Consider the following 13,627-nt stretch of genomic DNA (forward strand, 5'->3'; position numbering starts at 1 on the left):
GCGTCGGCGGCTTTTTGCTGTCAGGCGCCGGGGTGCTTGCGTTGATAGGCGCGCCAGGTGGTCGCCCAACGTGCCGGATCTTCCAGCGGACCATTGTCGAGACGACCGATGACGTGGTTGTGCGGCGCGGTGCGCACTAACTCCGGATCGTCATAGGCCTCCTGGCAGACCTTGGCCAACACCGCGATCCAGTAATCGATATCTTCCTTGGACCACATCTCCCCGGCTTCGGGCGTGAACGGCTGGGCGATGACCCACGGCTCATGGGCCAGCCAAAAGGCATCGACGCCGTAATCGACCATGCGGTTCTGCACGTCGTAGGCTGTGACGCCGGTTTCGCGCTCCAGCACTTCGAGGCTGTAGCGGGTCATCTCCAGGCGCCAGGCTTTGACGTGGGGATGTGAGCAGGTCACGCCGCGGATCTGGCTGAGTTGCTTGCCCATATAGTTGTTGGCCAGCACTGAGAGGTCCGAAGCTTCGGAAATTCCTTCGATCCCCATGGCCCGCACCCAGGCGTAAGCCTTGATGATCTGCGGCAGGTTACCGAGGAACTCGCGCACCCGACCGATACCCAGGTCGCTGCCGGCCTCAAGGCGAAATGCACCCTGCTCTTCCACCAGCAACGGCCCGGGCAGGTACGGAATCAGCTCCTCGCTGCAACCGTAGGCACCGACCGCCGGACCGCCACCGCCCTTCGGCGCGCCGAAGGTTTTGTGTAGCATGAACATGCAGGCATCGAAGCCCAGGTCCCGGGCCCGTACCTTGCTCATCACGCCGTTGAAGTTGGCGTGATCGTAGAAGCACAAACCACCGGCCTCCTTCACCACGCGCACCCATTCGGCGATGTTCGGGTTGTAGATGCCCATGTCGTCCGGGTTGTTGATCATCAAAGCGGCGGTGCGCGGCGACACCGCGGCTTTCAGCGCTTCGAGCGACGGGTAGCCGTTTTCTTCGAGGGGCAAGGTGATGATCTTGAAGCCAGCCGTGGCGGCAGTGGCCGGGTTGCACGGGTGCGACTGGATCGAGGTGATGATTTCGTCGCGAGTGTCCAGCTCACCGCGCGCCGCGTGATAAGCGCGGGTCACGCACACATGCAGGAACGCCGCGTCGGCACCGCCGGCAGCCTGGAACACGAAGCGATCCATGCCGGACAACGCTCGCAGGTTGAGGTCAAGGTTGTGCATCACTTGCAGCGAACCTTGCAACGTTGAATCAGGCTGGCGCGGGTGCAACTGAGCAACGTCATCCCGAGCGGTGATCGCCTCGTTAACCCGCGCGTTGTATTTCATGGTGCAAGTGCCGAACAGCGAAATGCCCATCATGCCCAGGGTTTGCTGCGACAGGTGCAGGTAGTGCCGCAGCACGTCGGGCTCGGACATTTCCGGCAGTTGCGGCGCGGTTTTGCGGCGCATCGCCGTCGGGATCGCACTCAACGCGCCAGGCTGGCTGGATTGGGGGAACACCACGCCACGACGACCCGGATGGGACAAGGTCATGACCACGGGTTCATCCCACACGGCACCCTGGTAACGGCGCAATTTGACCGGTTCAATCATGGCTCAATACCTCACGAAGGGCGGCGACCAAGCGGTCGATGTCAGCGTCCTGATGCAGTTCGGTCACGCAGTACAAGGCACTTTGGCCGAGATCGGGAAACTCCTGGCTGAGGTCATGTCCGCCGAAAATCCCCTTGGCCAGCAAGGCCTGGTTAATCGCCGCGACGGACTGGCCGCCGGCGTTGAAGTCGACCACGAATTCCTTGAAGAAGCCTTCGCCGTAGCGGATCGAGACCCCCGGCAGTTCATGCAGGCGGCGAGCAGCCTGATGCGCTTGCGCGACGATCAGCTCACCAACATCAGCGAAGCCTTGCGGCCCCATCAGCGACATATAGACGGCGTTGGCAATGGCCCAGAGGTACACCGAGTTGCCCGTCCAGTCCTTGCCGTTTTCACGCAGGCCGTAAGACGACTGTTCGGCCAGCGACAAACCGAACCCCACTTCGCCGGGACGCCGGGTGGTGGTGATGCTGATCAGCAGGGTCGGGTACTCCCGGGCGTAGCGTTCTTCATCGCGGGTGGCGATAAATCCACCGAGCCCACCGCCGCCGTACATCGGGATGCCGAGGGTCTGGATGGTGCCGACAACAATGTCGGCGCCGTATTCCGGCGGGGGCGCCAGCACGCCGAGGGAGATCGGGTCGACGCCGACCACAAACTCCGCGCCTTGGGCGTGGGTCAACTCAGCCACGGTGGCGGCGCCGCCGTCGATCAGGCCGAAGTAATTCGGGGTTTCCAGGTACACCGCGGCGACGTGGCTGCCGAGTTTGCTTTTCAGGTCGTGCAGGTCCATGGCGCCGGTCACCGGGTCGGCGCCGACGAATTCGAGGTGCAACTCGTTGGCCATGTTCGGCTCGCAATAGTTGCGAATCACCGCCAGCCGTTCCGGGTCAATGATCGTCGGCAGCAGCAAGGTGCTGCGCCCGTTCAGCCGTGACGCCATGCGCAAGGCGTGCCCCGCTGCGCACCCCCAGCTGTACACCGGCAGACCGACGTACTCGCAGCCGACCAGTTCACCCAACTGGCTGCTGAACTCGAACCAGGCCTGGGCGCGCCCCTGATCCGAAGACGGCGTACCCCACACCGAGGTGAGGAACTCGCTGCGCCCGGCAATCTCGTTGCAGATCGCCGGCACATGGTGCTGCCAGCATCCGCCGCCAAGGAAACTCAGGTTGTCGGCGCAGTTGCGGTTGCGCCCGAGGACGTCGCGCAGGTGCCGACTCAAGGCCATTTCCGCGCGCATACCGCCCATAAGTTCGGGAAGTTCTTGAAGACGATGTGCTTGGGGAATTTGTTCGAACAAAGCCTCGACGGAATCGATACCCAAGGCATCAAGCATCGCCTGCTTGATGTCGGGCACGGCGTTGGCCATAAAAGGATGGGCTGAACTGGGTTGACTCATCTTGCCTCCGGGACGCAATATTGAACGAATGCGAACTAAAGTTTGTATTGCGCACAATCTACGTGGCAATGCTGACGCTCGCAACCGCTCAATGATCCGAGGGCAGGTACCCATGGCGTTCAAGGTTGGCCTAGTCATCAATCCGTTCGCCGGACTCGGCGGCACCACCGGCCTCAAGGGCAGTGACGGCGCCGATACCGTGGCGCGGGCGCTGCAATTGGGCGCGCAACCGCAGGCTCATGAGCGTTGTGCGCGTGCGCTGTTGCGGCTGCGCGACGGGGACGATGTTCAAGTGCTAACTGTGGCGGGCGAGATGGGTGCGGATGTGTGCGCGGCGGCGGGTGTTCCGGCGCGGATCGTCGCCATGCCTTCGTTTGAGCATTCGGCCCGCGACACCCTGGCTGCGTGCGAGGCGCTACTTGCGGAGTCCGTTGATTTGCTGGTGTTCGGCGGCGGCGATGGCACGGCGCGGGATGTCGCGCAGGCGTTAGCGGCGAGCGCCCTACCGATGCTCGGGATTCCTTGCGGCGTAAAGATGTATTCCGGGGTGTTCGCCCGTTCGCCGGAACATGCCGGGGAGCTGATCCGGGGCTGTGCCGAAGGCAAGGTCATCTACCGCGAAGCCGAATTGCTCGACATCGACGAAGTCGCCAGCCGCGATGATCGAGTGAGCACCCGGTTGTTCGGCTACGCGCGAGTGCCGGCCGATCCGCGACACCTGCAAAGTGCCAAAGCGTCCAGCAGCGACCCCGACCGCGCAGTGGCGGCCGAAGCCGCGATGTTCGCCACCGGGATGCAGGCCGGGCACGTCTATTTTCTCGGTCCCGGCCGGACGTTGCAGGCATTGGCGCGACACCTCGAAGGCGACGGCAGCTTACTCGGGATCGATGCTTATCTGGATAAAAAACTCATCTGCCGCGACGCCAACGAGCGCGATCTGCTCGAGCTTGCCGCGCGCTATCCGGCGCATGTGGTGGTCAGTCTCACCGGCGGCCAGGGTTGCCTGTTCGGACGTGGCAACCAGCAACTCAGCGCCAGGCTGCTGCGGCTGATCGAGCCGGCGCATCTGCATGTGTTGGCGAGCAGCGCGAAACTTGCCGCCCTGCCCTTTGGCCAGGTGTTCGTCGACACCGGCGACCCGGCACTCGATCGCCAACTCAGCGGCTTCATCCGCGTACACACCGCCCCCGGACGCCGCGCCATGGTGCGCGTCGTTCATTGATTCTCACCCCAAAAAAACAACAGGAGCCTGCATGAACTCATCCCCCAAGGTGGCCGCCGTGATTGGCGCCGGCAGCATCGGCGTGGCGTTCGCCATCGTCTTCGCCCGCGCCGGCTGGCAGGTGCGCCTGCAAGACCCAGATGCCCAGCGCTTGCAGTTGGCCCGCGAAGAAATCGCCAGCCGTTGTGCCGAACTGCGGCGCTATGGCTTGCTCGCCGAAACCCCGCAAGCGCTGCTGGGCCGCGTTGAGTTATGGGGCGATCTGGAGAGCGCCGTGGCCGACGCCAGCCTGGTGCAGGAGTGCGCACCGGAACGGCTGGACCTGAAAATCGAGCTGTTCCACGCACTCGACCGCCTTGCCCCGGCCACGGCGATTCTCGCCAGTTCTTCTTCCGCCCTGCCCGCCTCCAGCTTCGCCGCTCACTTGCCAGGCCGCGCGCGCTGCCTGGTGGCGCATCCGGGCAATCCGCCGTATCTGTTGCCGGTGATTGAGATCGTCCCGGCGCCGTTCACCGATCCGCAGCAGGTCGAGTCGGCCCTGGCGCTGTACAGCGAAGCAGGCCTGACGCCGGTGCGCTTGAATAAAGAAATCGAAGGCTTTGTGTTCAACCGCTTGCAAGGTGCGCTGTTGCGCGAGGCCTATTGCCTGGTGCGCGATGGCGTCAGCACGGTGGCCGACATCGACAAAGTGGTCAGCCAGGGACTTGGTCTGCGCTGGGCTTTCATGGGCCCGTTTGAAACCGTGGACCTTAACACTCGCGGCGGCATCGGCTCGCATGCGCTGAAGATGGGCCCGGCCTACGAACGGATGGGCGCCGAACGCGGCCAGCATGACCCGTGGACGCCCGACCTGGTCGCCACGGTCGAGGCGCAACGCCGGGCCCTGGTGCCGCTGGAAGAATGGGAAAACCGCGTCGCGTGGCGCGACCGGGCGTTGATGGAGCGGGCCAGTGATCGCTTGAAACGCGAGCCGCAATAACCGACGAATGTCAGGCGAAAAAAAACCCCGATCACTGATCGGGGTTTTGCGTTGCGGGGCTGACGTCGTCGACGATCAGAGGGTCCACTTCAGCGAGAACATCAGGTTGCGCGGGTCACCGTAGGTGCCGCTGCCGCTGCCGGTTGGGATGCCCTGCCAGTAGCGCTGATCGAACACGTTGTTGAAGTTGACGCGGGCGTCCCAATGCTCGTCGAGGCGGTAGCCGGCCATCAGGCCGACCACAGCGTAGGCCTCCTGCTCGGCGTGGCCATTGCCGACGCGGTTGTAGGTATTGCTCTGGCCCAGCACGTCGGCGCCAATGCGGACTTTTTCCAGCAAGCCTGGCAAGTGGTAAGTGGTGGCAGCCTTGAACAGGTGCTTGGGTACGTTCGGTGCGAACAGGTCGCCTTTGTCGTAGGTGCGGTCCTTGGTGTATTGGCTCAACACCAGGGTGTACGCAGCGGAAGCCTGCCAGTTTGGCGTCAAGGAACCGCTGATTTCAGCGTCGACACCACGGCTGCGCACTTCGCCCGCAGCTTCGTAGCAGGTGCGGTTACTGGCGCGGCAGCTGGCCGGCTGATCAGGTATCGCATAGGCGCGGTTTTCCTGGGTCATGTCGAACAGCGCCACCGAAGCGTTCAGGCCGCCGTCGAAGTACTCGCCCTTGAGGCCGATTTCGTAGCTTTCACCGGTCATTGGATCAAGCACCGAACCGGCGACGTCTTGCTGGGTTTGCGGCTTGAAGATTTCGGTGTAGCTGGCGTAGACCGAGTAGGTGTCGTTCAGGTCGTAGATGATGCCGGCGTACGGCGTGACTTCCTGGGTGACCTTATAGTCGCCCGCGCCCGAGCGGTTGTCGTAGTCATACCAGCTGACGCGGCTGCCGAGGATCACGTGCAGCGGATCGATCGGGTTGAAACGCGCGGCAACGTAGACGCCCTCTTCGGTGGCGGTGTTGCGGCTCTGGTACGGCTGACGGCTTTCCTGCGTCGGCTTCGGAATGCTGCCGTGGTCGAAGTTATAAATGTTGATCGGGGTGGCGGCGTTCCAGAAACCACCTTTCTGGTCGAACTTCTCTTGGCGACGGCTGGCGCCGATCGTCAACTCATGTTCGCGACCGAACAACTGGAACGGGCCGGACAATTGGCCGTCGACGTTGGTCTGAGTATCCGTGGTGTCGTACTGGCCCGACGCCTGGGTAAAGTTGCCGCCCGGTGCCGGATTCAGGTAGCTGGAGAAGGTGTTGGATTCGGCCCAGATCTTGGCGAACGCCAGTTTCGAGGTCCAGCCATTGTTGAAGCGCGTGGTCAGGTCGGTGAACAGGCTGACGTTGTCGCGATCCCAGTACGCCCAGTCGTTGCTCAAGAAGCTGGAGCGCGACAGGTGCAGGTCTTCGCCGTTCGGACCAGACGGCAGGCTGCCCCAGTCGGACGTGGCATCGTCGCGCTGCTTGGAGGCGCCGATGGTCCAGGTGGTGGAATCGCTCAGGTCGGCTTCGAGAACGCCGTAGAAGGTCTGGCGATCTTTTTCGCGAACGTCGATGTAGCTCTTGTCATCTTCGTAAGCCGCGACCACGCGACCGCGCAAGGTGCCGTTCTCGTTAAGTTTGTTCGAGGCGTCGACCTCGGTACGGTAGCGGTCCCAACTGCCGGCGCTGGTGGTGATGCTCACCTGCGGCGTGGCGGTCGGACGCTTGCGCACCAGGTTCAGGGTCGCCGACGGGCTGCCGGCGCCGGTCATCAAACCGGTAGCGCCGCGCACCACTTCCACGCGGTCGTACATCGCCAGGTCGGCGCCCGTGATGGTGTCGAGGGTGAAGGTGCTGATGCTGGTCGGCAGGCCGTCGTACATCAAGTTGTCGATGGTGAAGCCGCGTGCCAGGAACTGCTGGCGGTCGCCGCCGAACTTGCGCAGGGTCAGGCCGGGGGCGTACTTGACCACATCGTTGAGGTCGTTCATGCCTTGGTCTTCGATGCGCTGACGGGTGATTACGCTGACCGACTGCGGGGTCTGGCGGACCGACAGCGGCAGGCCGACCGCGGTGCTCATGGCGCCGGTGGTGTAGGAACCGGTGCCCTCGGTGGTGCTGGTGCCAGCGATGCCCGCATCCGCATTGATGTTCACGTTGCCCAGGGTCATGGTGCCCGCGCTGGTTTGCGCTTGAGGGGCATACACCCGTGCCGAATTCCCTTCTACCGTGGCGCCGAGGCCGCTACCCACCAGCAATTGGTTCAACGCTTGCGCTGGCTCCAGCGTGCCACGCAAGGCAGGCGCCTGTTTACCGGCCACCGATTGCGCGTCGAAGTTCACCCGCAGACCGCTGGTTTGACCCAGTTGGGTCAACGATGTCGACAACGGTTGAGCGGGCAAATTGAAATTGACCGGCGCCGCCAGAACAGAGGCCGAAAGACCCAGGGCCAAAGCACCGGAGAAGGTGGGAATAAAGGGACGGAGCATCGCGAAGAATCCTACGAAGAGAAGGGAAACGTAAGGCCTTACTGCCAGCTCGCGGGGATGATCGACTATGGCAAAGGGCTACGCTGAGCGCGATGATAACGAATTATTTACATTTGTTAATAGCAATTATTAACAATTGCAATGGAGTTGTATCTAGTTGTGACGGCGAGTCTTCGCTCTCGCCGTCACTGATCGTCCGCTCTAAGTCAATGTTTTCAGGATGAAAGTGCCTTTCCGGTGGTCGGCATTGCGCCTTGGGCCGAAGCAGATGACCGCGTCAATGTGGGCAGACTGCCGGCAACCTCCGCGTTCGCAACCTGCACACCGACGGATTTTTCGTCCTCCACCTCTCCGTTCAACGCCTTGTGCATCTTCACCGTGTCCAGCGCCCCTACCCACCTGGCAATGGCCATGGTGCCGACGCCGTTGCCGATGGTGTTGGTGATCGCCCGGGCCTCCGACATAAAGCGGTCGACACCGAGCAACAACACCATGCCGGCCACTGGAATTGTGCCGAGGGACGACAGGGTCGCCGCGAGAATGATGAAGCCGGAACCGGTCACCCCGGCCGAGCCCTTGGAGGTAAACATCAGCACCGCCAGCACGATCAGTTGATCGGTCAGAGTCAGTGGTGTGTTGGTGGCCTGGGCGATGAAAATCGCTGCGATGGTGTAGTAGATCGCCTGCCCGTCCGGGTTGAACGTCAGCCCTGAGGGAATGATCATCCCCGCCACCGGTTTCGAGACGCCGGCCTTTTCCATCTTCGAAATCATCTGTGGCAGCACCGACTCCGAAGAGCTGGTGCCCAGCACCGTGAACAGTTCTTCCTTGATGAACTTGAGGAACTTCCACAGGCTGAAACCGCTGTAGCGACAGATCGGCCCGAGCACGAAAATCACGAACACCGCACAGGTCAGGTACACGCAAGCCATCAGCTTGCCGAGGGAAAACAACGAGCCGAAACCGTACTTGCCGATGGTGAACGCGATGGCGCCGAACGCGCCGATCGGCGCCAGGCGCATGACCATGTTGACGATACGGAACATGCCCTGCATCAGGCTATCCAGCGTATCGACGAACACTTTGCCGCGCGGCCCGACATGCGCCAGGGCGATCCCGAGCAGGATTGAAAACAGCAGGATTTGCAGGACGTTGCCTTTGGCGAAGGCGTCGACGATGGTGTCGGGGATGATGTTCATGACGAAATCCATGAACGAAGCGTGTTTCACCGCCGTGGTGTACGTCGCCAGGCTCGAGGTGTCGAGGGTCGCGACGTCGATGTTCATGCCGGCGCCCGGTTTGAACACGTCCACCACGATCAGACCCAGCACCAATGCAAGGGTCGACACCACTTCGAAATACAGCAATGCGCGAAAGCCGACGCGGCCCAGCTCCTTCATGTTTTCCATGCGCGCGATGCCGGTGACCACCGTGAGGAAAATCACCGGTGCCAGGAGCATTTTGATCAGCTTGATAAAGGCGTCGCCCAGGGGTTTGAGCGCGGTGCCGGTTTCCGGAACGAGCACCCCGACGAGGGCGCCGAGGATCACGGCGATCAATACTTGTACGTAGAGTTTGCCAACTATTCTTTTCATGACAGGGCCCTGATTTTTTATTGTTGTCAGGAAATGCCCGAGGGTCGGATCCAGCGATCCGCCCCAGGGCGTTGTGCCGCAGTACTACTGTGAATCGATCGAAAACATCAGCGGTTGATCAAGGCAATGACCGCATCGGTGATCTGCCGTGTTGTGGCGGTGCCGCCCAGGTCCGGGGTGTGCAAGCCGCTTTCAGTCACCGCCTCGATCGCCGACATCAGTTGCTTGGCAGCAGCCGCTTCGCCGAGGTGTTCGAGCATCATGGCGGCGGTCCAGAAGGTGGCGATCGGGTTGGCCACGCCTTTGCCGGTGATGTCGAAAGCGGAGCCGTGGATCGGTTCGAACATCGACGGGAATTTGCGCGACGGGTTGAGGTTGGCGGTCGGCGCAATGCCCAGGCTGCCGGACAGCGCGGCGGCGAGGTCCGACAGGATGTCGGCGTGCAGGTTGGTGGCGACTATCACGTCGAGAGTCGACGGCTTGAGCACCATGCGCGTGGTCACGGCGTCGACCAGTTCCTTGTCGATCTTCACGTCAGGGAAGTCCTTGGCGACTTCGTAGAAAATCTCGTCCCACAACACCATGCCGTGGCGCTGGGCGTTGGACTTGGTAACCATGGTCAGGTGCTTGCGCGGACGGCTGCGCGCCAGCTCGAAGGCAAAACGATGGATGCGCTCCACACCGGCCCGAGTGAACACCGAGACTTCGGTGGCGACTTCTTCCGGCAAGCCGCGATGCACCCGACCGCCATTGCCCGAATACTCGCCTTCGGAATTTTCCCGTACCACCACCCAGTCAATCTGGTCACCGTTGAGCAACGGGCTTTTCACCCCCGGCAGCACGCGGGCCGGACGCACGTTGGCGTATTGATCGAAGCCCTGGCAGATCGGCAGGCGCAGGCCCCAGAGGGAAATGTGGTCCGGCACATTGAGCGCACCGACCGCGCCGAAGAAAATCGCGTCGAAGGTTTTCAGTTCGTCCAGGCCACCTTCGGGAATGTAGTAGCCGTTCTTCAGGTAGTTGTCGGAGTTCCAATCGAAGTGTTTGAAGTCGAGGGCGAAACCGGATTTTTTTGACAAGGCTTGCAGCACCTCGACGCCCGCGGCAATCACTTCCACACCAATACCGTCACCTGGAACCGCAGCAATTTTGTAGGCACTCATGATCAACTCCACTCGTCTCACGTTCTTGTTGTTTCCCGCCGGACCGGACTGTCCAAGCGAGGTGTGATCGGAGTATATGTAGTGAACAAATAGGGGTGAGTTATTCCCAATCACTACATCCATAACTTTGAGTTACCAATGAGCCAGACCTTGGATTTGTCGTTTTTCCACCTGCTGGCCAACAAAGGCAGCCTCGCGGCGACCGCGCGGGAGCTGGGCGTGACGCCGCCGGCAGTGAGCAAGCGCCTGACTGCGCTGGAAGCCCGGCTCGGCATTCGGCTGGTTAACCGCACTACTCGCTCGATGAGCCTGACCTCGGAAGGCGAGTTGTATTTCGCCCAGGCCGCGCGGATCCTCACGCAGATCAACGAGCTGGAACAAATGGTCAGCAGCAGCCGCGCTACACCCAAGGGCCTGATCCGCGTCAACGCGTCGTTGGGATTCGGCCGGCGCTACATCGGCCCGGCGCTCGCGGCGTTTTATGCGCAGTACCCGGAGGTGGAAATCCAGCTGGAAATCAGCGATCACCCGCTGGACCTGACCACCCACGGTTTCGATCTGGGCATCCGATTCGGCAGCATGCCGGACGCGGCTTTCCACGCGCGCAAGATCGCTTCCAATCGACGCTTGCTATGTGCCTCGCCGCTGTACTTGGACAAGCACGGTACGCCGCAAAAACTCGCCGAATTGCAGCAGCACAATTGCATTTTCATCCGCCAGAACGAGACGCCTTATGGGGTCTGGAGCTTCAGCAACGGCGGCCACACGCAGAACGTCAAAGTGCACGGCGCACTGGGCTGCAACGACGGTGAAGTGGCCCTGAACTGGGCGCTGGAAGGGTTCGGCATTCTGTTACGCGCCGAATGGGACATCGCGCGTTACGTGCGCAGCGGCCGGTTGCGTCTGGTCCTGGAAGACCAGACGCCGACCCGCGCCGATGTGTACGCCATCTACCCGCAGCAACTGCACCTGTCGGCGCGGGTACGGAGCCTGATCGACTTTCTGATCGAACGCTTCAAGCACATCGACAACATCGACGACAGTTGAAGCGCGATCAGTGCCGCAGGCTGTGATTCAGCCCTTATGGAGCTGGCGGAACCGATGCAACAGTGGCTCGGTGTAACCGTTAGGTTGCTCGGTGCCCTCGAATACCAGCGCACACGCGGCGGAGAACGCCAGCGACTTGTCGAAGTCCGGAGCCATCGGTTGATAGGCGCTGTCGCCGGCATTCTGCGCGTCGACCACGCGCGCCATGCGCTTGAGGGTGGCCATGACTTGATCGTGCTTGACCACGCCATGCCGCAGCCAGTTGGCCATGTGTTGGCTGGAGATCCGCAGTGTGGCGCGATCCTCCATCAGCCCGACGTCGTGGATATCCGGAACCTTGGAGCAGCCGACGCCCTGGTCGACCCAGCGCACCACATAACCGAGCAAGCCTTGCGCATTGTTGTCCAGTTCCTCGCTGATGGCCTGGGCGTCCCAATCGCCCACGCGACCGACCGGCACTTCCAGCAAAGGGTCCTGCAGCTCACTGATTTCACTGGCTGACAGCCCTTGCAGAAGTTGAGTCTGCACCGCCGTGACATCCACCTGGTGATAGTGCATCGCGTGCAGGGTCGCGGCGGTCGGTGACGGCACCCATGCGGTGCTCGCGCCGGCCTGCGGATGGGCGATTTTCTGGTCAAGCATTGCGCTCATCAGGTCCGGCATGGCCCACATGCCTTTGCCGATCTGCGCCCTGCCCTGCAACTGGCAATCGAGGCCAATCAACACGTTATTGCGCTCATAAGCCTTGAGCCACGCGCTGGATTTCATTCCACCCTTGCGCAACATTGGCCCGGCTTCCATGGCGCTGTGCATCTCGTCGCCGGTGCGGTCGAGGAACCCGGTGTTGATGAACACCAGGCGCTCGGTGGCCTGAGCAATGCAGGCCTTGAGGTTGAGGGTGGTGCGCCGCTCTTCGTCCATGATGCCCATTTTCAGGGTGTTGGCCGCGAGCCCGAGTAAGGCTTCGACGGCGCTGAACAACTGGTCGGTGAACGCCACTTCTTCCGGGCCGTGCATTTTCGGTTTGACGATGTACACGCTGCCGGTGCGCGAATTGCCGCGTCGCTGCAGATCGTGCATCGCCGCAAGGCTGGTGACCACCGCGTCGAGGATGCCTTCCGGGACCTCGTTGCCTTCGTTATCGATCAGCGCTGGCGTGGTCATCAAGTGCCCGACGTTGCGCACCAGCATCAGTGAACGGCCGGGCACGCTCAGCGACGAGCCATCGGCGCGAGTCCACTGGCGGTCCGGGTTGAGCCGGCGAATCAGTGTGCGACCGTTTTTCTCCAGGGTTTCACTCAGGTCGCCTTTCATCAGCCCCAGCCAATTGCGGTACACCAGCACCTTGTCTGCAGCGTCGACGGCGGCCACGGAATCCTCGCAATCCATGATGGTGGTCAGCGCCGCTTCCAGCACCACGTCCTTGATGTGCGCGGGATCGGTGGCACCGATGGCGCTGGCGGCGTCGATCTGGATTTCGATGTGCAGGCCGTTGTTGACCAGCAGCAACGCGGTGGGCGCGCCCGCCTCGCCCTGAAAACCCAACCACTGTTGCGGCCGTTCCAGACCGCTGCGCGAACCGTTGGCGAGGCTGACCTGCAATTGACCGTTCTCGATGCGATAGCCCGTGGCATCGGTGTGGGAGCCCGAGGTCAGCGGCACGCTGCGATCAAGAAAACCGCGGGCAAAGGCCACGACTTTCTGGCCTCGGGCGGCGTTGAAACCAGGCGAGTTGCGCGCGCCTTCCTCATCGGCAATCGCGTCGGTGCCGTACAGCGCGTCGTACAAGGAACCCCAACGCGCATTCGCCGCGTTCAGGGCGTAACGTGCATTCATCACCGGCACCACCAGTTGCGGGCCGGACTGGGTGGCGATCTCGCTGTCGACGTTGGCGGTGGTGACGGCGACGGCGGAGCGCACCGGTTGCAAGTAACCAATCGACTGCAGAAAGTTGCGGTACACCACTTTGTCCTGCACCGGCCCCGGGTGGTTGCGGTGCCAGGCATCGAGTTGCGCTTGCAACACATCACGTTTGTGCAGCAGCGAACGGTTACGCGGTGCGAGGTCATGGACCAATTGATCGACGCCGCGCCAGAACGCTGCAGGGTCCACGCCGGTGCCGGGCAGTGCTTCGTCTTCAATGAAATGCAGCAATGCAGGCGCGACCGTCAGGTTGCCTCTACGCAGAAAATCAGTCATGGCAGTC

General features: G+C 62.1%; 9 protein-coding genes. 3 read left to right on the top strand and 6 right to left on the bottom strand.

Features of this window, described 5'->3' with window-relative positions; all coding sequences use genetic code 11:
* Positions 1–20: 20 nt before the first annotated feature.
* A complete protein-coding gene (gene gcvPB, locus RG836_RS08455; protein ID WP_310844727.1) occupies positions 21–1,556 on the bottom strand; it encodes an aminomethyl-transferring glycine dehydrogenase subunit GcvPB in 1,536 nt (511 codons plus the stop codon).
* Positions 1,549–2,958: an aminomethyl-transferring glycine dehydrogenase subunit GcvPA gene (gene gcvPA / locus RG836_RS08460; RefSeq protein WP_310844729.1), complete on the bottom strand. Its 1,410-nt coding sequence runs from the start codon at positions 2,956–2,958 to the stop codon at positions 1,549–1,551. The genes gcvPB and gcvPA overlap by 8 nt, the downstream gene beginning before the upstream one ends.
* A 112-nt stretch (positions 2,959–3,070) precedes the next feature.
* Here gcvPA and RG836_RS08465 point away from each other — a divergent pair, with 112 nt between their 5' ends.
* Positions 3,071–4,180 carry an ATP-NAD kinase family protein gene (locus RG836_RS08465; RefSeq protein ID WP_310844730.1) on the top strand — a complete coding sequence of 370 codons (1,110 nt, stop codon included), beginning with the start codon at positions 3,071–3,073 and terminating at the stop codon, positions 4,178–4,180.
* Between the two features lie 31 nt (positions 4,181–4,211).
* The gene (locus tag RG836_RS08470; protein WP_310844731.1) at positions 4,212–5,159 is read left to right on the top strand and encodes a 3-hydroxyacyl-CoA dehydrogenase; all 948 of its coding nucleotides are present in this window, start codon (positions 4,212–4,214) and stop codon (positions 5,157–5,159) included.
* Positions 5,160–5,234: 75 nt separating this feature from the next.
* On the opposite strand, the gene RG836_RS08475 is transcribed toward RG836_RS08470, so the two are convergent.
* The 3 genes from RG836_RS08475 to RG836_RS08485 all read right to left on the bottom strand — a co-directional run bounded on the left by RG836_RS08475 (position 5,235) and on the right by RG836_RS08485 (position 10,374).
* Complete coding sequence (locus RG836_RS08475) at positions 5,235–7,616, bottom strand: TonB-dependent siderophore receptor (RefSeq protein WP_310844732.1); 2,382 nt, start codon at positions 7,614–7,616, stop codon at positions 5,235–5,237.
* A gap of 215 nt (positions 7,617–7,831) precedes the next feature.
* A complete protein-coding gene (locus RG836_RS08480; RefSeq protein WP_310844733.1) occupies positions 7,832–9,211 on the bottom strand; it encodes a dicarboxylate/amino acid:cation symporter in 1,380 nt (459 codons plus the stop codon).
* Positions 9,212–9,318: 107 nt separating this feature from the next.
* Positions 9,319–10,374 (bottom strand): tartrate dehydrogenase, encoded by a 1,056-nt coding sequence (locus RG836_RS08485; RefSeq protein WP_310844735.1) that lies wholly within the window; start codon positions 10,372–10,374, stop codon positions 9,319–9,321.
* A 138-nt stretch (positions 10,375–10,512) separates the two neighbouring features.
* On the opposite strand from RG836_RS08485, the gene RG836_RS08490 reads away from it, so the two are divergent.
* Complete coding sequence (locus RG836_RS08490; protein ID WP_310844736.1) at positions 10,513–11,421, top strand: LysR family transcriptional regulator; 909 nt, start codon at positions 10,513–10,515, stop codon at positions 11,419–11,421.
* Between the two features lie 27 nt (positions 11,422–11,448).
* Here RG836_RS08490 and RG836_RS08495 read toward each other — a convergent pair whose 3' ends face one another.
* Entirely contained in the window at positions 11,449–13,620 is a 2,172-nt protein-coding gene (locus RG836_RS08495; protein ID WP_310844737.1) for a malate synthase G, read from the bottom strand.
* Positions 13,621–13,627 lie beyond the last annotated feature (7 nt).

It is taken from the genome of Pseudomonas rhizozeae, from assembly GCF_031583775.1.
In the GTDB taxonomy this organism is placed as follows: Bacteria; Pseudomonadota; Gammaproteobacteria; order Pseudomonadales; family Pseudomonadaceae; genus Aquipseudomonas.

Excerpts from the sequence above, each read along its gene's own strand:
- gcvPB (WP_310844727.1), bottom strand. The coding sequence starts at position 1,556 with ATGATTGAACCGGTCAAATTGCGCCGTTACCAGGGTGCCGTGTGGGAT.
- gcvPA (WP_310844729.1), bottom strand. The coding sequence starts at position 2,958 with ATGAGTCAACCCAGTTCAGCCCATCCTTTTATGGCCAACGCCGTGCCC.
- RG836_RS08465 (WP_310844730.1), top strand. The coding sequence starts at position 3,071 with ATGGCGTTCAAGGTTGGCCTAGTCATCAATCCGTTCGCCGGACTCGGC.
- RG836_RS08470 (WP_310844731.1), top strand. The coding sequence starts at position 4,212 with ATGAACTCATCCCCCAAGGTGGCCGCCGTGATTGGCGCCGGCAGCATC.
- RG836_RS08475 (WP_310844732.1), bottom strand. The coding sequence starts at position 7,616 with ATGCTCCGTCCCTTTATTCCCACCTTCTCCGGTGCTTTGGCCCTGGGT.
- RG836_RS08480 (WP_310844733.1), bottom strand. The coding sequence starts at position 9,211 with ATGAAAAGAATAGTTGGCAAACTCTACGTACAAGTATTGATCGCCGTG.
- RG836_RS08485 (WP_310844735.1), bottom strand. The coding sequence starts at position 10,374 with ATGAGTGCCTACAAAATTGCTGCGGTTCCAGGTGACGGTATTGGTGTG.
- RG836_RS08490 (WP_310844736.1), top strand. The coding sequence starts at position 10,513 with ATGAGCCAGACCTTGGATTTGTCGTTTTTCCACCTGCTGGCCAACAAA.
- RG836_RS08495 (WP_310844737.1), bottom strand. The coding sequence starts at position 13,620 with ATGACTGATTTTCTGCGTAGAGGCAACCTGACGGTCGCGCCTGCATTG.